Source organism: Helcobacillus massiliensis (genome assembly GCF_033106145.1).
In the GTDB taxonomy this organism is placed as follows: domain Bacteria; phylum Actinomycetota; class Actinomycetes; order Actinomycetales; family Dermabacteraceae; genus Helcobacillus; species Helcobacillus massiliensis.
The window spans coordinates 2,198,426-2,220,335 of the sequence record NZ_CP136959.1; the positions used below are offsets into that span (position 1 = coordinate 2,198,426).

Below are 21,910 nucleotides of genomic sequence, written 5' to 3' on the forward strand. Positions count from 1 at the left end.
GTCATCGAGTTGGGGTTGGCTGTCTGGCGGGGCTGTGACCTGGGGTGATGGGTGGTTTTGGGGGTGGTGTGGGGCACTAACGGGGCTCTTCAGAGTTGGGTGTGGGGTGAGGCGTCGAGTCCGCCGGTGATGAGGAGCATGCGGAGACGGTAGTGCTCGACGTTGCGGAACCCTCTGGCGATGCAGCGGCCGAGTTCGATGATCCCGTTGATGGCCTCGGTACCGCCGTTGCTCGCGCCGTCAGTATCGAAGTAGGCCAAGAACGCGTTCTTCCATCGACGCAGGGTCTTACCGAGCCTGGCGATCTCCGGAATCGGGCAGGACGGCAGCCTCTCGATCAGCTGCTCGGCCAGTCGTCGGCCTCGGGCGGGCGTGGGCTGGCGGAACACGTCTCGGACGTCCTGGGCGCACTGATAGGCGACCTCGACCGCAACATGATCGGGATGGGCCGCGAATGCGCTGGCCAGACGAGTCTGCTGACGCGGCGTGAGGCGTTCCCGTCCAGCGCGGAGAACATGACGGATCCCATAGAGAGGCTCGCCCTTGCGGCCTCGGCGGCCGAGGGCCTCCTGCTGGATCCGGCGGCGGACATCATCGACCGCAGCCCCGGCGAGCTTGACGATGTGGAACGCATCCAGCACGCAGGTGGCGCCCTCGAGCTGGTCATCGATCGCGTTCTTGTATCCCTGGAACGGGTCCAGCGTCGCGATCTCGACCCGCTTGCGGAACTCATCGCCCCGCTCGTCGAGCCAGTCTCGGTAGGCCTTGCCGGATCGGCCAGGGATCAGGTCCAGCAGCCTGGCAGTGGGGTGGGGCCCGCGAGTCAGATCGACCATCCCGGTGAGCTCCTTCGGGCCGCGCCGGCGCGGGTCACGGTGATGCCAGATGTGTTCGTCCACGCCCAGGACCTGTACGTCCTCGAGGCGGACCGGGTCATTCGCGGCCTCGATCAGGACTGGCCGAACCTGGGACCAGACCGTGTTCCACGTCGTGCCAAGCTGCCGGGCCAAGCCCTGGACCGTCGCCCCCTCGTAGCGGAGCAGGCGGATCGCCCACCGGATCGCGCGCGTGCTCAACAGCCCCCGCGGCGCGCATACCCCGGGGTCCTGCTCGACGAACGCGACCACCTCACAGACGCCCTCGAGACAGATCCAGCGACGCTTGCACCACCGAATCCGCACCGGCCGACCCGCCCACGGAGCATCGATCACCTCGACCACCACCCGGCCGTGACCGGTGGCGATGACCCCGCCGCCGGGGCAGCCCATGACCGGATCGCAGGACTCCACCTCAAGCATCAGGCCCGACGGAGCCTGCGTGACCGCGACCAGGTGGAGGCTGGGGAAGTCGAGGAGAACATCGCATCGGTCGCAGCGATCGAGCGCGTCAGGGCATACGCACCTATGGTTGGGCATCGTCGAGATCCTTGAGATCAGCGGGGGTTGAAGTCCGCTCATCACCAAGGACCTCGACGTCTAACCCCAACTACCCCGCACCACCGGCGCGCCCACACTCAACTCTGAAGAGCCGAATATTCAGCACGCGCCATACGTCAAGTGCCACCTGAACGCCGCTGCCACCCTTTAGCAACACGCCCTAGCCGCTAGCGAATCGGGTCGCACACACTGGACATCTGCGATAGATTCCTCAGAATCCAGCGCGCCAAACCGCGTGCAACTCGGCAAGAACAAACTTGAATCAGTTCACGCCATGAGGGCCACCATACTCACGAGTCCATTGAGCCCCATGTGCACGGCCAAGGAACCCCAGAGATCGCGGTGAAACACGCGCAGCAAGCTCAGGCCAAGGCCGAGGACGAGGTAGTAGGGCAGTAGGATTAGGTAGCTGTGGGAGACCGCGAAAGTAATCGCGGTTACGATACTACCGATCAAAGATCCCCAGCGCTGAGAAGCCGCACCCTGAAGCACGCCCCGAAAGAACAACTCTTCCCATAGGGGGGTTAGCGCGGCCGTCCCAAGTAAACCCACCATAAATACTAGCGGGCCAACGCCCGCAATGTCGCGGCTCGCCCCATTGTCGGGTGGCTCACTCTGGCCCAAGATTAACACGCTGAACAGGATTTGGGCCATAGTCGCGACAATTAGAATAAGAGGGAACTCCCAAAGCGCATGCAGCAGCTTCCACCCGGGTCGTCGAACTCCGAGCGCGCGTATTGGGATGCCGCGGCGTCGGGACAGCCAGATCACCAGTGTTAAGCCGCCTGCTGCGTGCAGGGACATGAATACGGCGACTATCGTGCGGGCACTGGACAGGGGATCAGAACTCAAGAGAAAGACTGCAACAAGGACGCCGAGGCTCAGTGCCGTGTAGCCAATCAACGCGCCACCGTTGACAAAAACGGTGGCCACCGAGATTCGCGGCGGCGAATCAGTATCGCGCAGAGGGGAATCTGTAGTGACTATCGACATCTGTCCATCATGCCGCAGCGCCCCCAAGCGTGGGATCCCCAGAAGGTCGTCCTTTGTGTGAGGAGACTGCTGCACTGCGAGACGACCGCTTCCATGGTGCGACTGAGCATGCTCGTGTCCGCCGTGTGGTCCGACGTCAGCAGGAAGGCGAGTGCCCGGGCGGGCGTCCAGCCGTGCTGATGCACGCGCACGATCGTCGAGTCGATCGATGCTACCCGGTCCAACTCTCCACGCTGATGCGTGAGGGATCGGACCTTCTCGAGCGCACGTGGCGACGCACCCTGCCCGGACCACCGGTTGAAGTTCGTGTACCGGCTGCCGCTGTTGCTCGAGGATGAGGCCGCTTGGCGCGCCAACCATCGGGCGGCCTGGATCCCGACCTTGCTGTGCGCGGTCGCGCTCGTCATGAGAGCGGTGGGCACGCTCATCCAACGTGACGTGGAGGGCGTCCCGTGGTGGAGCGTCGGTAGCTGCATCGCGCTCGGCTTCCTCGCCCTCATCGGTTCCGCCTGTGCGATGGTGGGAGCGAAGCGGGCCGCCGAGCGGCACTGACTCCGCACTCCCCGAGGCCCCACACCCCGGCACCTCTCTGCTGCGCGCACCCGGGCGCGCCCCTGTGCCCCACATCCCGATATGAGTATGATTCTCACTAGCCTCTATAGCCTGCGGCGAGCAGTCCATGTTAGGCTTGCCTTACCTAACTAGAAAGATACCGCGTTGCCCTCCACCACCGCTGTGCCCAGAACTCCGTCCTCCGCCACCCCGCCCAGCAGCACCTTCACCGCCACCCCGATCCAATCCGCGTATGCCATCGGCGCTGATCCCGATCAGCCCCTGGGAGGCCAGCACTGCCTGGGCTACGTGGAGTTCGGCGGTAAGCGGCTGGACCCGGCTGTGCTCGAGGCCGCCGTCCCGCACCTGCACCGGCACCCTTCCTTGCGGGCCGTCATGCCAACCCCCGAGCATCTGATCGACCACAAGACCGAGCCCCCCTCGCTCGTGGTCAACGATCTGCGCACCGCCCCCGACCCCGAGGCGCAGCTGGAGCAGATCCGCCAGCGGCTCGCCTGCTTCCCGGTCGATCGGGCGAGGGGGCACACCTGGGCCCTCGAAGCCTCCCTGCTGCCCGATGGCACCACCACGGTGCACCTGGTGGTCTCCCTCATCGTCACCGACCTCGCCGGCATCGGCCGTATGGCCACCGACCTCGCCCGCACCATCGCCGAGCCCGATGCGCCGCTCCCCCGCTACACCTTCGATGACCTGCGCTCGAGCCTCCGCTCACCTCGGCTCCGCCCGGAGCTGACCGCCCCCGATCCGCGTCGCGAGCCGCTGCTGGCCGCCCCCGAGCTGCCCGGCAGCCCTGCCACCGCCCCTGCGATCACCGACCGTTGGCAGCGATCGATCTCGGTGGAGGAATGGGAGCGGCTCGGCACCGCCGCCCGGCGCTTGTCCACTCCCACCACAGCCCTGGTCCTGGGCGTCTTTGAGGAGTGCCTGCGTCGCTGGTCGTCCTCATCGGAGTTCATCGTCACCGTGACCGGCGTCGATACCCGCGGCACGGAGGACCACGTCGCCGACCGCACCCTGACCTTCGCCCACCGCTCCCTGCCGGCACCCGATCTGCGCACCGTGGCCGCCGAGGCGAGCCGCGAACTGCGGCATCGTCTGCTGCGCGGCATCGAGGCCACCGAGGAGCTGCGCGAGGGCCTGTCTGCGGGGACCCACTCCGGCATGTCCCCCTACGTGTTCACCTATGCGCCGCGGATCCCGCTGTTCCCCGCGGAGGTCACCGATGTGCTCGGGGAGTTCCGCACCGCCCGCTCCTCCACCCCTCAGGTGATCCTGGACTGCCAGATCATCCGCTTCACCGAGGCGGAGGTGACGGTCTCCTTCGACGTGCGCCGGGGCGCGCTCGAGCAGACCGTGGCACAGCAGCTGTTCGACAGCTTCATCCACTCCCTGGAAACCCTCGCCGCCGCCGAGAGTGAGGACCTTCCCCTCTCCGCGATCGCCGCCATCCCCCCGGAAACGCAAGCAGCGCGCGCCGCGGTGAACGCGAGCCCCGCCGTCGCCGATGGCCTCCTGCACGCCCCGTTCCTCCGCACCGCCGAGCGCACCCCGACGGCCCCCGCGCTGCTGTGGGACCCGGCGGCCCATCCGGGGCGACCGAGCGGCACACTGACCTACCGGGAGCTGCTCGCGGAGGTGCGGGAACTGGCCGGGCGGATCGCGGCGCACGCCGCCCCCGGATCGGTGATCGGCGTGCGCCTGCCCAAGGGGCCCGATCAGGTTCTCGCCGTCCTCGCTGTCCTGCACGCCGGCTGCTGCTACCTGCCGCTCGGCGTCGATCTGCCCGAGAACCGGGTCAGCGCCATCCAGCAAGCATCGGGTATGACGCTGCTGGTCGATGCCGGTTTCCTCGCCGCCGACAGCCCCGCGCGCGCCATGCATGACCCGGTGGCGGTGGACCCACACGAGCTCGCGTACATCATCTACACCTCGGGCTCGACGGGCGCACCGAAGGGCGTGGCGATCGCCCATCACAGCGCGGCCAACACCATCGCCGACGTCAACGCCCGCCACAGCATCGGCCCTAAGGATCGGACGCTCGCGGTCTCCGCCCTCGACTTCGACCTCAGCGTCTACGACATCTTCGGGCCGCTCTCGGTGGGTGGCGCGGTGGTGCTGATCGGCGAGGAATCCCGCCGCGACGCCTTCAGCTGGGCCGATCTGATCGAACGCCACCAGGTCACGATCTGGAACTCCGTGCCCAGCCTCGCCGAGATGCTGTGCGTGGCCGCCGAGCGACCGCTGGGCCTGCGCCGGGTGCTGTGCTCGGGGGACTGGATCGATCTGGGCCTGCCGGGACGCCTCGCGGAGACCGCCCCTGGCGCCGTGCTGGTGGCGATGGGCGGGGCGACCGAGGCGTCGATCTGGTCCAACGAATTCGTGGTGGAAAGCCCCGCTGACCTTGACCCCTCCTGGTCCTCGATCCCCTACGGCAGGCCGCTGTCCGGTCAGCGGTATCGCGTGGCCGATGCCGAGGGGCGGGACTGCCCCGACCACGTCGCCGGCGAGCTGTGGATCGGCGGCGTGGGTGTGGCGGCCGGGTATCACGGCGCCCCGGAGCTGACGGCCGAGCGATTCGTCGAGGTCGACGGCGAGCGCTGGTACCGCACGGGGGATCTGGGCATGTGGATCCCCGGTCCTCTGCTGGTGTTCCTCGGCCGGCGCGACACCCAGGTCAAGGTGCGCGGACACCGGGTGGAATGCGGCGAGGTGGAGCACGCTCTGCGGCAGACCCCCGGCGTCAGCGATGCCGTGGTGATCCCGATCCGGAACCGCTCGGCCCTGGGCGCCGTCGTCATCGGCGAGAGCGCAGACACCGACCACATCACCGATGACCTGCGCGAACGTCTGCCCGGGTACATGGTGCCGAGCGCCATCGCCCGCACCGACCGTCTGCGCCTGACCACCAATGGCAAGGTCGACCGGCGCTGGGCCGCCACCCTGCTCGAGAACGAGCCCTCTACTCCCGGGCACGCCACCGACGGCCCCATCTCCACCGAGTGGCTCGCGGTGCTGGGTGAGGGCACGGCCGAGGCCGATGCGAACTTCTTCTCCGTCGGCGGCGATTCGCTGAAGGCGACCGAGCTGTGCTCGCGGCTGCGTGCGCACGGGTACACCGTCTCCGTCGCCGACCTGTTCGCCGAGCCGCGTTTCGACGATTTCGCACAGCGCTGCCGCGCCCTGCAGACCGCGCAGCCAGCGGAATCATCGCTCCCTGCGGCAGACGCGGCCGAGACGGGAGCCTTCCCGCTGACCCGGCTGCAGCAGGCTTATGCCCTGGGGGTCGACGGGTTGACCGGGGTGGTCCGCACCCCACCGCTGTTCGCCACGGTGCTCGCCACTGTGGACGGATCCCCGATCGACCGGGAGCGCCTCGGTGCGGTCGCCACGGCCCTCGCCGCGGAGCTGGAGGTGCTGCGCTGCCATCGGCTGGAAGACATTCAGCAGACCATCGCCGAGCCGCGCCCCATTCCGGTGCGGCGCGTCGAGACGGACCTGGAGGTGGCGCTGCTCGACCCACAGCTGGATCTGGAGGCCGCACCCGTCCTCCAGCTGCTCGCCGATGATCGGGCCGATCGGGTGGGGGTGCGGCTGAACTACCTGCCGCTGGATGCTCGGGCGCTCGCCACCGTTCTCACCTGTCTGCTCGATGACCTGGCCGGACGCCCCCGGCGCCTGGAGGTGCGCGGCGATCTGGCGGCCTTCCGCGCCTACGCACGCCGCGATGCCGCCGAGGGGAACGGCGCGGCATCGGCCGACGACCAGGCGACGGAGCTGCCCGCCCCGGTACTCCCCCACGCCCTGAGCTCCACCGAGCCCGTGCGGCCCCGCGGCCGCTCTCTCCTCCTCACCGCCGAGCAGACCGAAGCTCTCCATGCCCGCGCGCACGAGCAGGGTGCGACCGCATCGGCAGTGCTGCTGCACACCTTCGGGCAGGTCCTCGGCCGGATCACCGGCCAGCCGCGGATGGGGATCACCGTGCCCGTCTCCTACCGGCCCGAGGGCGCGGAGGGAGAGCTGCTGGGCAACTTCACCCAGCTCGCCCTGTGTCCTGCGGGCTCTGACGTGGACCTCGCCGAGGTGCACGCCTCCATCGGCCGGGCCGCCGCCGGTCAGGGGCCGGGCGGCCGCGACATCGTGCAGGCGGGTCGGGCCGCCTACCCGGTGGTGTTCACCAGCACCATCGGCCTGGCCGCCGCCACCGCCCTCACCACAGGCACCCTGCGTCCGACGTGGTCGATCACCGGCACGCCGGGGGTGCTCATCGACTGCCAGGTCTCCACCCGCGATGCAGGGATCGAGATCCGGCTGGACCACCCCGAGGGGGTGCTGGAGGCCGAGGTCATCGACCGGATTCTCGCGGGACTGGCCGCAGAACTCGCTCCGCAGACCGATATCGCGGCAGAGCATTCGCAGGCTCGCCGGGCCACCGCACCCGAGCATTCGGCCCCGTGGCGGGAGTCCCTGCTCCTGCGGGCCCGGCAGCTGACCGAAGGCCGGGAGGTACGGCCCGGATTGGAGGCGGTCGCGGAGGCCTGGCGCGCGCACACCCCCCTCCATGCGCCGGTCCCGGTTCCCGAAGAGCACGCCCAGGTGCTCGCCGATTGCCTGACCGGGCGGGCCCGGGTGACCACCCTGCTGGAACACCCCGACCTCTCCCCACAGGCCTTGCTGGTCTCGGCGCCGGAGTTCGCCCCGATCCTGGCGGGCCTGGTCGAGGTGCTGCGGGACCTGCCCGATGACGCCGTGGTGCTGGAGATCGGCGCCGGGGCGGGACTGTTCCGGGACGCGGCGCTCAGCGCCCTCCGGGCGGTGGACCCACACCAGGCTGACCGCCTGACCTGGCAGTGCGTAGAGACCGATGCGCTGCTGCGTGACCTGGCGATCGACCGTGGCGTCGCGGTCTCGGCGAGCGCCGATCAGCCCGCTGACCTGGTGGTGGCCGCGGCGAGCCTGCACCGCGATCCCCGCCTGGTCGCCGAGCTGGAGCGGGTGACCGCGCAGCGCTGCTGGATCGTGGAAGTGCCGCGACCCACCGTCACCGCACTCCTCTCGGCCGCGCCCCTCGACCCGAGCGTGCTCTCGGCCGAGGGGCCCTTGCGCCCGGTCCCACGCTGGTGGGAGCTGCTGGAGCAGGCGGGCTGGAGCCCCTTGATCGCCGATGCCTCGCATCCCGATGCGGTAATCCTGCAGGCCCGCCGCGCTGCCGCGCCCGTGCCCCGGGCCGATTCCCCGGCGCCGAGCGCACCGAAGCGTCCCGCGCCGGCGGAACCCGCCCCGGCCGCGACGGAGGATGCCCGGGAGCTGCTGATGCGTGCCTGGTCCCGGCACCTGGCGGATGCCGGGCCGCTGGATGACGATGCTGACTTCTTCGCCCTGGGCGGGGATTCCCTCGTGGCCACCCGCGTGCTGGCCGAGGTGCGCCAGTCGGGTTACCCCCTGCGACTGGTGGAGCTGTTCAACCACCCGCGCCTGGGTGACCTGGCGGCGCTGCTCGCAGGCGGAAAGTCCGCTGGCGATCCGGCGATCGCGGCGCCCGCGACCGCGCGGGAGGAGGGTTCCGACCGGCATCCGCTCACGGAGGTGCAGCAGGCGTATCTCTCCGGCCGGGCGCACGATCAGCTGCTCGGCGGGGTCTCCGCGCACTGCTACTTCGAGTTCCACGCCTCTGCCTTCGATCCCGCGCGTTTCCGCGGTGCCGTCGAGACGGTGGTCCACCGCCACCCGGGATTGCGGACCCTGCTCACGGACGGGATCGGCGCCATCGGCCCCGTCCCGCCCGTTGTGACGGAACACCCGGATCCCCGAACCGCCACCGAAGCCGAGATGGTCGACCTCGCCGCACATTCCGCTCTGGTGGTGCGGTGGCGGTGGGAGGCCGAGGGCGCCGCGACCATCGGCATCGGCATGGACAACGCCGTGCTGGATGGCACCTCGATGCTGCTAGTGCTCAGCGAGATCGGCCGGGCCTACGCCGGCGAGACGCTCGGCCTCTCCCCCACGGTCACCTTCGCCGATCACGTCGCCACCCACCCCTGGGTCACCGGCGAGCTGCCTGCCGCCGGCCCCGAGCGGGAGCGGGTGCTGGCCGATCGGGCCTACGTCGATGCCGTGGCCGATCGCCTCCCGCCCGCGCCCCCGCTGACGGACCGGGCGGCACTCGCCGCGGTGGAGACCCCCACCTTCGCCCGGGCGACCGCCCAGGTGGAGGCCGCCATCTGGGAGCGGATCGGCGCCGCCACCGCGGATCGTGGCCTCACCCGCGCGGCCGTGGTGCTCGCGGCCTATGCCCTGGAGCTGGCGGACTGGTCGGGCCGCAGCGACCTGACCGTGAACGTCACCCGATTCGATCGGGATCTGGCGGTGCCGGGCATCGAGCAGGTCGTCGGCGATTTCACCTCGCTTACCCCCATCGGCTGCCGCATCGAGGGGTCCGAGGACCTGTGGGCGCTCGCGGCCCGGGTCCAGGCGGATCTGGCCGAGGCCACGGACCACGGCACGGCCGGCACGCTGTGGGTGCAGCGCCGCCTGCTGCAGCGCAGCGGCGACCCGGTCGCCTCCATGTTCCCGGTGGTCTTCACCTGCGGGCTGGGCCTCGCCGCGGAGGATATGCGGCTGGACGATTTCGGTTTCGGCCCGCTGGTCCACGCCGCCTCCCAGGCCCCGCAGACCGTGCTTGACCTGCAGGTATCCGCTGATCCCAGCGGGCTTCGGCTGAGCGCCGACCATGTGGTGCAGCTACTGGATTCCTCCGAGGTAGCAGAGCGACTGCAGCGGATCGCCGCCCGGCTGAGCGGCCTCGTCCCGGCGGTGGAGGAGCCATCTGCCCACCCGGAGCTGTACCGGCAGGTGCGCCAGGCCTGGAGCGAGATGCTGGACCTCCCGGAGAACACCACCGCCGTGAACTTCTTTACCGCCGGCGGAGATTCCCTGCGGGCCACCCGGTGTGTGCGCCTGCTGCGCGAGCGGGTGCACCCCGATATCGATCTGCGGACCCTGCTCATCAACCCCGATCTGGACCACTTCGTTGCTGCGGTAGCGCTGCTGCCCGAGGTATCCACCGGCACCTTCGAGGAAGGAACCCTGTGACCCCGACCGCGCTGCTCGAGCACCTCGATTCCCTCGGCATCGAACTGTGGCTCGAGAAGGAAACCCTACGCTTCCGCGCCCCCGAGGGCGCCCTCACCGACGACCTGAAGGTCCAGATCAAGCAGTCGCGCTCGGAGATCATGCGCCTGCTGCACGACCGCAGCTCCGCAGGCGCCCGCGCCGTCCGGGACCCCGAGGGCGCCTATGCCCCCTTCCCGCTGACCGATGTGCAGGGCTCCTACCTGGTGGGGCGTACCGGTGCGTTCAGCGACGGCGGCATCGGATGCCACGGCTACGCGGAATTCGATGTGGACCCACGGGTGCTGGGGCAGGACCCGGCGAGCGCCCTGCGCTCGGCGTGGGCGCGAGTGGTGGACTGCCATCCCATGCTGCGGGCGATCGTGCACGCCGAAGGATGGCAGCAGGTGGTCCCCGAGCTGGAGGTGCCCCTCCAGGTGCAGCCAGCGACGCAGCGGTCGGCGGTGCGGGAGCGGCTGCGCAACCGCATCCACCCGGTCACCACCGGGGCGGTCACCGATGCCACCGCGCTCGAGCCGCTGATCGAAGTCATCGCCACGATCGGGGATGGCCCCGAGGATGTGGTGCTGCACCTGTCGGTCGATCTGCTTCTGACGGACTTCCTGGGCCTGAACGTGCTCCTGACGGACCTGGGCGCGGCGATGCGCGGCGACCCGATCGCCCCGCCCTCCCTGACCTACCGCGACTACCTCGCCTCGGTGACCGCATATGCCGGCACGCCCGCAGGACGTGCCGAGCGGGAGCGCGCCGAGCGGTTCTGGTCCGAACGGGCGGCGCGAATGCCCGACCCGATCACCCTGTCGTCCGAGGTCACGCACCCGACCGCGGCCGCGCCCACCACCACCGAGCCGGTGCGGTTCACCCGCCGCAGCCATCATCTGGATGCCCCCGCGCGGCGCCGGCTCGAAGAGGCCGCCCGCGGCGCGGGCGTCACCACCACCTCCCTGCTGATGGCCGTGCTGGGCCGGGTGCTGCACCGCCATGGCGGGCCCGAGAAGGGCCTGGTGGCGATGACGCTGCTGGATCGCCTGCCCGTTGCGGATGACGTGGACCGGATCGTCGGGGATGCTACCAGCACCGTGCTGGTCGAGGTGGATGCCCGCCTCGACATGGGGCTCGCGGAGCTCGCCGCCGCCACCCAGCGCGCCAGCTTCGAGGCACTGGATCACCGCGCCCTCTCCGGGGTGGAGATCGCGCGGATGATCGCGAAGGCCCGCGGCATCGAGCGGTTGAACGCGCCGGTGGTGGTGACCTCGACGATCGGCACGGCATCCGCGGACCTCAGCCGCACGGACGCGGTGCTGCGACCCCGGCCCGGCGAGGGACTCAGCCAGACCCCGCAGGTGCTGCTGGATGTGCAGCTCTCGGCCGAGCCGGCAAGCGGTGGCATGACCATCGACTGGGACAGCCGCGATGGAGGCTTCTCTTCCTCCGTGCTCACCGCCGCCTTCGCGGACTTCACCACAGTGCTCGACACCATCGTCGCCACCGGGATTCCTGCGGGCGATCCCCTAGCGCGCCGCTCGCCCGCGCCCATCGCGCGCACCGGGCGGCTGGATGCCCCGGGCGCGCGCACCACCCTGCACGATCCGATCCTTGACCGCTGCCGCGAGGACCCGCACGCCCCGGCGGTGATCGACGGGGACGAGGTGTACAGCCGCGGGCACCTGGCCGCCGCCGCGGCGGCTGCCGCCGAGCGACTGCGCGCGGCGGGCATCGCGCCTGGTCATCGGGTGGTGGTGAACCTCCCACCGGGGATCGCGCAGGTCGCGGTGGAGCTCGGCACCCTGATTGCCGGCGCCTCGTATGTCCCGGTCGAGCCCGACTGGCCCGAGGCCCGCCGCGCGGCCGTGCTCGCGGCGGTGCGTGGGGAGGGGCCGGCCGTGCTGGTGGAAGCCGACACGGACGTCACCCGCGCCGTCACGCAGGCCCTCGCCGCCCCCGCCGATCACGCGATCCAGCCGACCGCGCCGGTCTCCGGCGACGCCGAGGCGTACGTCATCTTCACCTCGGGCTCCACCGGCCGGCCCAAGGGCGTGATGGTCACCCATCGGCAGGCCCGCACCACCCTCGCTGACCTGGAGAACCGCCTCGGTCTCGGCGCCGAGGACGCCGTGCTGGCGGTCTCCCGGCACAGCTTCGACCTGTCGGTGTTCAATACCTTCGGCATCCTCGGGGCAGGCGGCCGACTCGTCATTCCCAGCAGCGGCACCACCGCGGACCCGCAGAGCTGGGCGGCTGCTCTCGAGCGCCACCAGGTGAGCGTGTGGAACTCCGTCCCGGCGCAGCTCACGCTGCTGCTCGACCACCTCCAGGCCGATTCCACCACGTCCCCGCTGCCGCTGCGCCATACGCTGGTCTCGGGTGACTGGGTGCCCGTCGACCAGCCCGCCGAGCTGTGGCGGCACGCCCCCGGCTGCTGCTTCTGGTCGCTCGGCGGGGCCACCGAGGCGGCCATCTGGTCCGTCCTCCATGAGATCCGCGAGCCCTTGCCCAGCACCGCCCGCTCGGTGCCCTACGGCATGGCGATGGACGACCAGGCCATCTGGGTGCTGAACGAGGCCGATGAACCCGCGTGCCCCGGCCAGGTCGGTGACCTGGTGATCGGCGGGGACGGTGTCGCCACCGGCTACCTCGGCGATCCGGAGCGCACCGCCGAGGTGTTCTTCACCCACCCCGGCAGCGGGGAGCGCTGCTACCGCACCGGCGACCGCGGCCGGCTGTTGGCAGATGGGCGGATCGAGTTCCTCGGTCGCCTCGATGGCCAGGTGAAGATCAACGGCCACCGGATCGAACTCGGCGAGATCGAATCGGTGCTCGCGGCCGGCCCCGGCGTCGCGCATGCGGTCGCGGCGGTCGACCGCAGCGAGATGGGCCGCCCCGGATCGGGCACCCTGCTGGCCGCCGTCGTCCCCGAGACCTCCGCCGAACACGCCCGGCAGCGCGCCCTCCGCACGTGCCAGGTCACCGACGCCATGCACGCCGCTGACCAGGAGTTCACCGCGCAGGTCGACACCGCCGCCCTCCGCGAACTGGCCGCCCTGATCGAGGAATCCGCCACCGATCGGATGGCCGCCCAGATCGCCCGCGGCGATGGCGGCACCGTGCCGGAACTCATCAATACCCTCCACGCCGAGCAGCACAGCGAGTTGGTGGGACGCTGGCTGACGCTGCTGGCCGAACGGGGCTGGCTGACCGTGACCGATCAGCGCATCCGGATGCGCTCTGCGGTGGACCCGCAGGCCGATGCGGCCCGATGGCAGCGCATCCGGGAGCTTGATCAGCAGATCGGCTACGGCACGCAGCAATTGGATTACCTGGTCAGCTCCCTCACGCAACTGCCCGGCCTGCTATCCGGAGAGGTCGACCCGCTCGCGCTGCTGTTCCCCGAGGGCCGCACCGAGGTGGCGGTCGCCGCCTATGGCGAGAACCTCTTCGGCCGCTGGATCAACGGGGTGCTCGCCGCCGGCATCGCCGAACGAGCCCGGCAGGCACGCGATTCCGGCCGCACCCTGCGGGTGCTGGAGATTGGCGGTGGCGTCGGCGGCACCACCGCCCCCGTGCTGGCGGCGCTGGCCAATGTGCTGGGGCCGGAACTGAACGGTCTGGAGTACCTGTTCACGGACGTCTCCCCTTTCTTCTTCGAGGAGCTGCGGGAGCGCTACCCCCGCCTGCGCACCGCCCTGCTGGACATCAATGACTCGGATACCGCCGGCATCCTGCCCGGATCGGTGGACGTGGTGCTCTCGGCCAATGTCCTGCACAACGCCCGGGACATCCCCGCCACCCTGGAGTGGCTGTCCAGCCTGCTCAGCCCCGGTGGAGCGCTCGCGATGATCGATTCCACCGCGGTGAATGCCGCCCTCATGGCCTCGATGGAGTTCAAGGAGGGGCTCGACCACTTCACCGATCTGCGTACCCGGACCGGGCGGCCGTTCCTGGACCTCGCCAACTGGCTGCGGGTACTGGAGAACTCCCCCTTCGAGCTGGCGGGCTGCTTCCCCGAGGCCGAGGGACACCCGATGCGCATCGGCCATCAGCACGTGTTCTGGGCGACCACCGGGAACCAGCGGGCCGACCTGGACCCGGAGCAGCTGCGCGACCACCTCGCCGAGACGCTGCCGCGCTACATGGTTCCCCAGGCCATCGCCGTCCTCGACCATCTCCCGCTGACCAGCAATGGGAAGGTCGATCGGGCCCGCGTCACCCGTTCGATGCACCAGGTGCAGCACACTGCCGCAGACGAGACCGCCGCTCAGGCCCTCAGCCCGCAGCAGCAGCAGGTGGCGGCGATCTGGCAGGAGATCCTGGGGCTCGAGGGGCAGCAGCTGGCCCCCACCTCGGACTTCTTCGACCTCGGTGGTGACTCGCTGCTGCTAGCCCGCTGCATCGGCCGCCTGCGCCGCGGGATCCCCGGTGCCGAGGCGGTGACCTGGGACGATGCCCTGCGGCAGATCGTCGCCGATCCCAGCATCGCCGGCTGCACCCGCGCCCTCGTGGGCACCGACACCAGCGCTGGGAGCGGCGCGCAGCCGAGCGGGGATCCGCTCGTGCCGCTGCTGCCCGCCGATGGCATCGAGGACGAGCTCCTTGTCCTGGTGCACGACGGGTCGGGCGGGCTCGATCCCTACCGCGACCTGATCGCCGCGCTGGGTCGCATCAGCCCGCGCCCCCGCGTGGTGGGGCTGCGGCGCACCCCGGGCGATGGCTACCTGAAGACCCCGCCGGAGGAGCTCCTGGACCATCTGGGCGATCGGTACGCCGATGCGATCACCGCACTGGGGGCCCGCCGGGTGCGGCTGTTCGGCTACTGCATGGGCGGGCTGATCGCCGCCGGGCTCGCCACCCGGCTGGCGGAGACCCAGATCGACGTCGCCGCCTGCACTGTCGCCAGCTCGTACCGGATCCCCTTCGCGGTGGAGGACGAGCTGCTGCTGGACCACTCCCTGGCGAAGCTCCTGCACCGCGATCCCGCCGATGCTGGTATCGGGGTGGATGAGCACGCACTCGGCCGCGCACTCACCGAGGTGCGCCGAACCAGTCCGTCCCTGATCGCGGCAGGGTCCATCCGGGATGTCGCCGAGCCGGAACTTGCAGCGGCTTGGGACCGTGCGCCTCGCGATTCGGCCGAGCGGCTGCGTCTGCTCGCAGAATCCGATCCTCAGGGCGCCTGGACCCCGGAGGCCCTGGCGGGGATGAAGGCGGTCTTCCGGCAGTCGATGGCGGCCGTCGCCGCGTGGGACGCCCCGGCGTACCTCGGCGACATCCGTTTTCTGCGGCAGCGCGGCGAGCTGCACTTCCTGCCCACTCTGCGGGAGGACATGACCGCCTTCTGGTCGGATTTCTGCCTGGGTGATCTGGAGATCCAGGACGTGGATGGCACTCATTTCGACTGCCTGAGCGGGGAGAGGGCCGATGCGGTGTGCGCCGAGCTCGCCCGCGACTGGGGGCGCGCATGAGGGCCGTCGTGCTGGGAGCCGCAGGCGCCGTCGGCCGCGCCTGCGTCGCCGCTCTTCACGCCCAGGGCGCCGAGGTGCGGGCGGTCGGCCGGGACCCGCAGCGGGTCGCCGCAGCCTGCCCCGATGCGGCGATTCATCCCGGGCTCGACCTGGAGCGACTGGTGGCAGGAGACCTCCCCGAGGCTGCCCTCCGGGAGCTGCTGACCGGGGCCGATGTGGTGGTGTGCTGCGCCGGACCCTCGCACCGCTACTCCGCGGCGGTGGCCCGCCGGGTGTTAGCCGCAGGCGTGCCCCTGGTCGATCCGGGCGGGGAGCACGCATCCGATGAGCTCGATCCCCTGGCCCGCGCCGCCGGCACCTGGGCGGTGCTAGGGGCCGGGGTGCAGCCGGGCCTCTCAGGCCTCGCCGTCGCCACCGCCGCAGCGGAACTGGGCCGCACCCCGGAGGAGATCCGCGGCTGGTGCGGCGGGCTGCAGCCCCTCACCACCGCGGGGGTCGATGAGTACCTGCACGCCGCCACCCGGGGGGATCGGGCGGGGATCCGGCTGCTGCACCACCGCCGGGCCCGGATGCGCCCCGAGCACTCCCCTGCCCCGCCATCGCCCTTTCCTGCCTCGGCCACCGCGCACACCCACCTGGACCCGGAGTGCGAAGCCCTCGCGGCCCGCGCGGGCGCCGCCCACGTGCACTGGCTGAATGTCACCGAAGGTGTGGTCACCGAGGCCGCACTGCGGCGCTGCCTGAGCGGGGAGACCAGCGCGGCCCAGGCCATCGCCGCCGCGGAGACGGACCTGTTCGGGCGCGAGCCCTACTTCCACATCCTCATCGAGGCGCTCGCCGGCGAGGACCGGGGCTGGGCTCGGGTCTCCTGCCGTGACTCCTACGCCGCTACCGGCGCGGTGGCGGCCGCCTGCGCGCTCGCTGAGCTCCCGCCCGGGGCCCGCCTGCTCTCGGCCACCGACCGCTGGGATGCCCTGCGCAGCGCACTGCTCCCGGAGGTCAGCCTGAGCAGCGGAAACGGCCCGAATTTCGCCCCGACCGTCGCGGTGGAGGAGGGAGAGCTGTGACCCCGCGCGTGGCCGTCATCGGCGCAACCTTCGGGGCGCATTACGCCCGGGCGCTGCGCACCCCCAGCGCTCCCGCGGAGCTGGCCTGCATCGTCGGGGCGGGAGGCCGCAGGTCCGCCGCCCTGGCCGCGGACATGGACGTGCCTCTGCGGAGCATCGAGGAGATCGGCGAGGTCGATGCCGCCGTGGTGGCGGTCCGGTCCGCGCTGGTCGGCGGCGCGGGGGACGAGATCACCCGGCAGCTGCTGGGCCGCGGCATCGCCGTGCTGCAGGAGCTGCCGATCCACAGCCGCGATGTCGCCGAATCCCTGAGGGAAGCGCGCCGCCACGGGGTCGGCTTCGCGGTGAACCCCTTCTACCCCCACCTCGCACCGGTGCGCGCCTTCATCACCCGGACCGCCGCGCTGCAACAGCACAGCACAGTGCATCGGGTGCTGGCCCGCACCTGCACCCAGACCCTGCACGCCACCCTGTTCGTCCTGGCCCAAGCGCTGCAGGGCCCGCCGCCCCGATCGGCCGAGGTGTTCCCTGGCCGCACGGGCCATCTGGTGCGCATGGACTGGGCGGGCAGCGAGGTCGATCTGCTCATCGCCTCGCGCCTGGATCCCGATGACCCGGACAATCTGGCGCAGCCGCTCATGGCCTACACCGTCAGCGCCGAGGACGGGGAGCTGCAGCTGGACCACCCCCATGCCTCGTGCCGCTGGCTCCCGCGCCCCCACGTGTGCGAGGGGTGGCCGCTGCATCCGGATGCCCCCTCGTCGGTGGTGCTGCCGCCCACGAAGGAGCCGACCATCGGCGCGGCGCTCACCGAGCTGTGGCCCGAGGCCATTGCCCGCGCCCTGGAGCGCGTGCTGGGCACCCCGACCCTCCCCGATCAGCGGACCCTCGCCGTGCTGCGGCTGTGGGAGTCGATCTCCGCCGAGCTGCCGGCCCCCGCCCCTGCCCGGGCCCTGGCCCCGGTGGACCGCACCGCAGATCTGGCGGCCATCCGATGAGCCGCGTTCTCGCACCGCTGCCGGACAATCCCGCGCACGGCCGCCCCCTGGTGCTGTTCCCGCACGCCGGCGGCAGCCCCCGGTTCTTCCGCCACTGGAGTGGCCAGATCCCCGGCATGCGGCTGATCGGCGTCACCTATCCGGGCCGCGACCACCGCATCCACGAGCCCCACCCGGATGATCTGGGCGCCCTCGCGGACGAGGTCACCGACTCCATCACCGCCGCGGAGGACCATCCCGAACCAGCACTGTTCGGCCACTCCATGGGCGCGCTGGTGGCCCATGAAGTGGCCCATCGGCTGCATGCCCGCGGCCGCCGCCCGGCGCTCATCGTCTCGGGCCACAACGCCCCCGGCCACGATGCTCCCCGCCCCAATCCCCTGCACCGCAGGCCGGACACCGATCTGGTCGCAGACCTGGTGCGCCTGGACAAGCGCAATGCCGAGGTCTTCGCCATCCCCGAGCTGGCCGAGGTGTTCCTGCCGGCGATCCGCGAGGACTATCGGATGGTCGAGACCTACCGGCAGCCCGCCCCACGCCACCCCCTGCCACGCGTGCTGGTGATCAACGGCGATGACGACCCCGATGTGAGCGCCGCGGGAGCTGCCGCCTGGGCCGAGCACACCACCTGCTTCGACGGCGTGCGATTGGTGGCCGGCGACCACTTCCACCACGCCGCCCCGCGCCGCGCGTGCTGCCACGCGCTCGCCGACTACCTCGCTGACATTCCCACCCCGGTTCACACCCCCAGGAGGCACCTACCGTGAATGAACCCCGTGCGGGCACGCAGCCACTCTTGCGGTTGCTGGCGCCCGTCGCCGTCCCCGTCATCATCGCCATCGTGCTGCAGATCGGCGCCGCCGTCGTCTCGGTCATCCCCTACCTGGCGATCCTGCGGCTGAGCCGCGCGCTGCTGGCGCAAACCCCTGATCCGCAGGCCGCCTGGGCGCAGGTCGGCTGGTTCCTCGGCGCCATCGGCTTGCAGACCCTGCTGGGCTCCCTCGCGCTGCTGCTCACGCACTTCGCCGATGTGGAGCTGCAGGCACGGCTGCGCCGCGACTTGACCGACACCCTCGGCCGGGTGCCGCTGGGCTGGTTCGATGACGCCGGCTCCGCGCGGGTGCGGCAATGCGTGCAGAACGATGTGGATTCCCTCCACCACCTAGTCGCCCACAGTGTGGTGGAGGCCGTCGCCGCGGTGTTCACGCCGCTGGCCGGGGTGGCGTTCTGCTTCTGGGTGGATTGGCGGCTGGGGCTCGCCGCCCTCGCGCCGATGGTGCTCTACTTCGCGATCTACTCCCTGCTGGCTCGCGGGGACATGCGAGAGATCATGGCGCGGATCGCCGCGGGCCTTTCGCAGGTTAGCGCCGCCATCGTCGATTACGTCGGCGGGGTCGCGGTGCTCAAGGTGTTCGGCCGCGGCGGGGAGGGCTCGGCCCGCTTCACCCACGTCTCCCGCGAGTTCCGCACCGAGTTCTCGGCCCTCGTCGGCCCGCAGATGAAGATCCAGTCGATCGCCCTGCTGGCCCTCGCCGGGCCGGCGGTGGCGCTGATCTGCCTGGGCCTGGGCACCTGGTTCACCGGCGCCGGATGGACCGCCCCGGGCGAGGTACTGGTGGTCACCATCGTCGCCCTGCTGCTGCCCAGCACCCTGTACACCGTCGCCGCCGCCACCCAGGCGCGGGGGGAATCCCTCGAGGCCGCCGCCCGGATCACCGCCCTGCTGGATGAGCCGCAGCTCTCCGAACCCACCGAGCCGGGCACGCCGAGGGGCCACGACGTGGTGATCGAACACGCCGACTTCTCCTATGTGCCGGGCCGCAAGGCGGTCGATGACGTCTCCCTGACGGTTCCCGAGGGCGGCACCCTCGCCCTGGTGGGACGATCCGGCTCGGGCAAGTCGACGCTCGCCACGCTGCTGGCCCGCTTCCGCGACGTCGAGGCCGGCGCGATTCGCATCGGCGGCATCGACGTGCGCGAGATGAGCCCGGAGACCCTGCGCCGCACCGTCGGCATCGTGCTGCAGGACGTGCAGCTGCCCGCGATCAGCATTGCCGACAACCTGCGCCTGGGCAGCCCCTCCGCCACCGACGAGCAGGTGCACGAGGCCGCCGCGGCCGCCCGGATCCACGAGCGGATCATGCAGTTGCCCCGCGGCTACGACTCGGTCGTGGGCGAGGACGTCCGCCTCTCCGGCGGGGAGGCGCAGCGCGTGGCGATCGCCCGCACCCTGCTGATGGACACCCCGGTGCTGGTGCTCGATGAGGCGACCTCCGCCACCGACCCCGAATCGGAAGTGGAGATCCAGCAGGCCCTGGCGCGGCTCACCCGCGGCCGGACCGTGGTGGTGGTGGCGCACCGCCTGTCCACCATCGTCGACCTGGACGCCATCGCCGTCCTCGAGGAGGGGCGGGTGCTCGAGTACGGCACCCATGCCGAGCTCGTTGCCCGTGGTGGGGCCTATGCCGCGCTGTGGGCCGATTACCAGGGGGTGGCCGCATGATTCGCGCGCTCATCGACATCGGCGGCCCGACCGCCCGCCGCGACATGCGGCGCTTCCTCGCCTTCGCCATCGCCAATGGCATCAGCCAGGGCGTGGCGCTTGCCGCCATGGTCCCCGTGCTCGCCTCGCTGTTCCACGGTGATATGCGCGCAGCCGGGATCTGGTTGCTGGTGCTGGCCGCCGCCGCGGCCATCCATGCCTTCCTGGTGGTGACCTCCACCCGGATCGGCTTCGCCACCTCGATGAAGGTCATCGAGACCATGCACGATCGGCTGGGCCGGCACGTGGTCCGGCTCCCGCTGGGCTGGTTCGAGCCGCGGCAGACCGCCCGCATCTCGCACATCGCGGTGCGCGGCACCATGTTCGTCGCCCAGACGGCGATGGACATCCTCATCCCCTTCGTCGTCAACATCGTCACCCCGGCAACCATCACGGTGGTGGCCTACGCCTTCGACTGGCGTCTAGGGGTCGCGCTCACCGTGGCAGCTCCCCTCATCTATCTCGCGGCGCTGCTCGCGGGGCGCGCCACCGCCCGCGCGGAGGACCACCTGCACGACATCGCGATCGACACCGATAACCGGCTGCTCGAGTTCGCCCGCAATCAGGTGGCCCTGCGGGCCGGTGGCCTGCGCGGCACCGACTACACCCCCTTGGCCGAGGCCATCGAGGCGCAGCGCCGGGCGGGCCGCCGCTCCCTGTGGTCCCAGGTGTTCGGCCAGGTGCTGCAGGGATTCGTGGTGCAGGCCGTCTTCGGTGCCCTGGTGGGCCTCGCCGTGCTGTGGGCGCTGGGGGGAAGCGCCGACCCGGTGCTGATGGTCGCCATGATCGGGCTGATCGCCCAGTTCACCGGGCCGCTGCGGATCCTCGCCGATCTGGGCACCGCCCTGCACCGGGCGGGAACCGAGGTCGGGGAGGTGCGCGACATCCTGACGCTGCCGACGCTGCCGGAGCCGGAGACCTCCCGGGGCACGCCCCGCGACGGCACCATCGAGCTGGACGGTGTCCACTTCCGCTACGGCGAGCGCCCGCTGCTGAACGACCTGGACCTGACCGTCCGCCCCGGCGAGATGACCGCCCTGGTCGGTGCCTCGGGATCGGGCAAGACCACCATCACCCGCCTGGTCGCGCGTTTCCACAACGTCGATGCCGGCCAGATCCGCATGGGCGGCATTCCCCTGCCCGAGCTCACCGAGGTCGATCGGATGCAGCACCTCTCCCTCGTCTTCCAGGACGTCTACCTCTTCGACGACACCTTGGAAGCGAATATCGCGCTGGGGAACCCGGACGCCGATACCGCCGCGATCCGGCGGGCCGCCGAGCTCGCGCGGGTCGACGAGATCGCCGCGCGGCTCCCCGAGGGCTGGCAGAGCCGGGTGGGCGAGGGCGGCAAGCTGCTCTCCGGCGGCGAGCGGCAGCGCGTCTCCATCGCCCGCGCCCTGGTGAAGCAGGCCCCCGTGCTGCTGCTCGATGAGGCGACCGCCGCCTTGGACCCGACCACCGCCCGCGCCGTGCAGACCGCTCTCGACGCCCTGCCGGAGCAGACCGCCGTGCTGGTCATCGCCCATCAGCTGGACACCATCGCCCGCGCCGACACCATCGCCTTCCTCGAGGGCGGCCGCATCGTCGAGCAGGGCAGCCACGCCGAGCTGCTCGCACGAGACGGCCGCTACACCCATTTCTGGCGGCAACGCGAACGGGCCCAGGGCTGGCGCGTCGCCGCCGATTCCTGACGACCGACGATTCCCACCCCTGC

Annotated in this window: 10 protein-coding genes; 8 read left to right on the forward strand and 2 right to left on the reverse strand. The window is 71.0% G+C overall.

Annotation, left to right across the window (positions count from 1 at the left end):
• Window positions 1-89: 89 nt before the first annotated feature.
• Entirely contained in the window at window positions 90-1,415 is a 1,326-nt protein-coding gene (locus R3I40_RS10060; RefSeq protein WP_285261740.1) for an ISL3 family transposase, read from the reverse strand.
• 288 nt (window positions 1,416-1,703) lie between these two features.
• Window positions 1,704-2,429 (reverse strand): CPBP family intramembrane glutamic endopeptidase, encoded by a 726-nt coding sequence (locus R3I40_RS10065; protein ID WP_285261739.1) that lies wholly within the window; start codon window positions 2,427-2,429, stop codon window positions 1,704-1,706.
• A gap of 297 nt (window positions 2,430-2,726) precedes the next feature.
• On the opposite strand from R3I40_RS10065, the gene R3I40_RS10070 reads away from it, so the two are divergent.
• From R3I40_RS10070 to R3I40_RS10105, 8 genes are all read left to right on the forward strand, one after another.
• The gene (locus R3I40_RS10070) at window positions 2,727-2,981 is read left to right on the forward strand and encodes a hypothetical protein (RefSeq protein ID WP_259923701.1); all 255 of its coding nucleotides are present in this window, start codon (window positions 2,727-2,729) and stop codon (window positions 2,979-2,981) included.
• A gap of 183 nt (window positions 2,982-3,164) precedes the next feature.
• Window positions 3,165-10,091 (forward strand): non-ribosomal peptide synthetase, encoded by a 6,927-nt coding sequence (locus R3I40_RS10075; protein ID WP_285261738.1) that lies wholly within the window; start codon window positions 3,165-3,167, stop codon window positions 10,089-10,091.
• The gene (locus R3I40_RS10080) at window positions 10,088-15,589 is read left to right on the forward strand and encodes a non-ribosomal peptide synthetase (RefSeq protein WP_285261737.1); all 5,502 of its coding nucleotides are present in this window, start codon (window positions 10,088-10,090) and stop codon (window positions 15,587-15,589) included. The genes R3I40_RS10075 and R3I40_RS10080 overlap by 4 nt, the downstream gene beginning before the upstream one ends.
• Window positions 15,586-16,656: an NAD(P)H-binding protein gene (locus tag R3I40_RS10085; RefSeq protein ID WP_183377173.1), complete on the forward strand. Its 1,071-nt coding sequence runs from the start codon at window positions 15,586-15,588 to the stop codon at window positions 16,654-16,656. The genes R3I40_RS10080 and R3I40_RS10085 overlap by 4 nt, the downstream gene beginning before the upstream one ends.
• Window positions 16,653-17,654, forward strand: coding sequence for a Gfo/Idh/MocA family oxidoreductase (locus R3I40_RS10090; RefSeq protein ID WP_183377174.1), 1,002 nt, complete (start codon window positions 16,653-16,655; stop codon window positions 17,652-17,654). Before R3I40_RS10085 ends, R3I40_RS10090 begins: the two co-directional genes overlap by 4 nt.
• Complete coding sequence (locus R3I40_RS10095) at window positions 17,651-18,421, forward strand: thioesterase II family protein (protein ID WP_183377175.1); 771 nt, start codon at window positions 17,651-17,653, stop codon at window positions 18,419-18,421. Before R3I40_RS10090 ends, R3I40_RS10095 begins: the two co-directional genes overlap by 4 nt.
• Window positions 18,418-20,157, forward strand: coding sequence for an ABC transporter ATP-binding protein (locus R3I40_RS10100; protein ID WP_183377176.1), 1,740 nt, complete (start codon window positions 18,418-18,420; stop codon window positions 20,155-20,157). The genes R3I40_RS10095 and R3I40_RS10100 overlap by 4 nt, the downstream gene beginning before the upstream one ends.
• Window positions 20,154-21,887, forward strand: a complete 1,734-nt coding sequence (locus R3I40_RS10105) for an ABC transporter ATP-binding protein (protein ID WP_317699977.1) — start codon at window positions 20,154-20,156, stop codon at window positions 21,885-21,887. Before R3I40_RS10100 ends, R3I40_RS10105 begins: the two co-directional genes overlap by 4 nt.
• Window positions 21,888-21,910 lie beyond the last annotated feature (23 nt).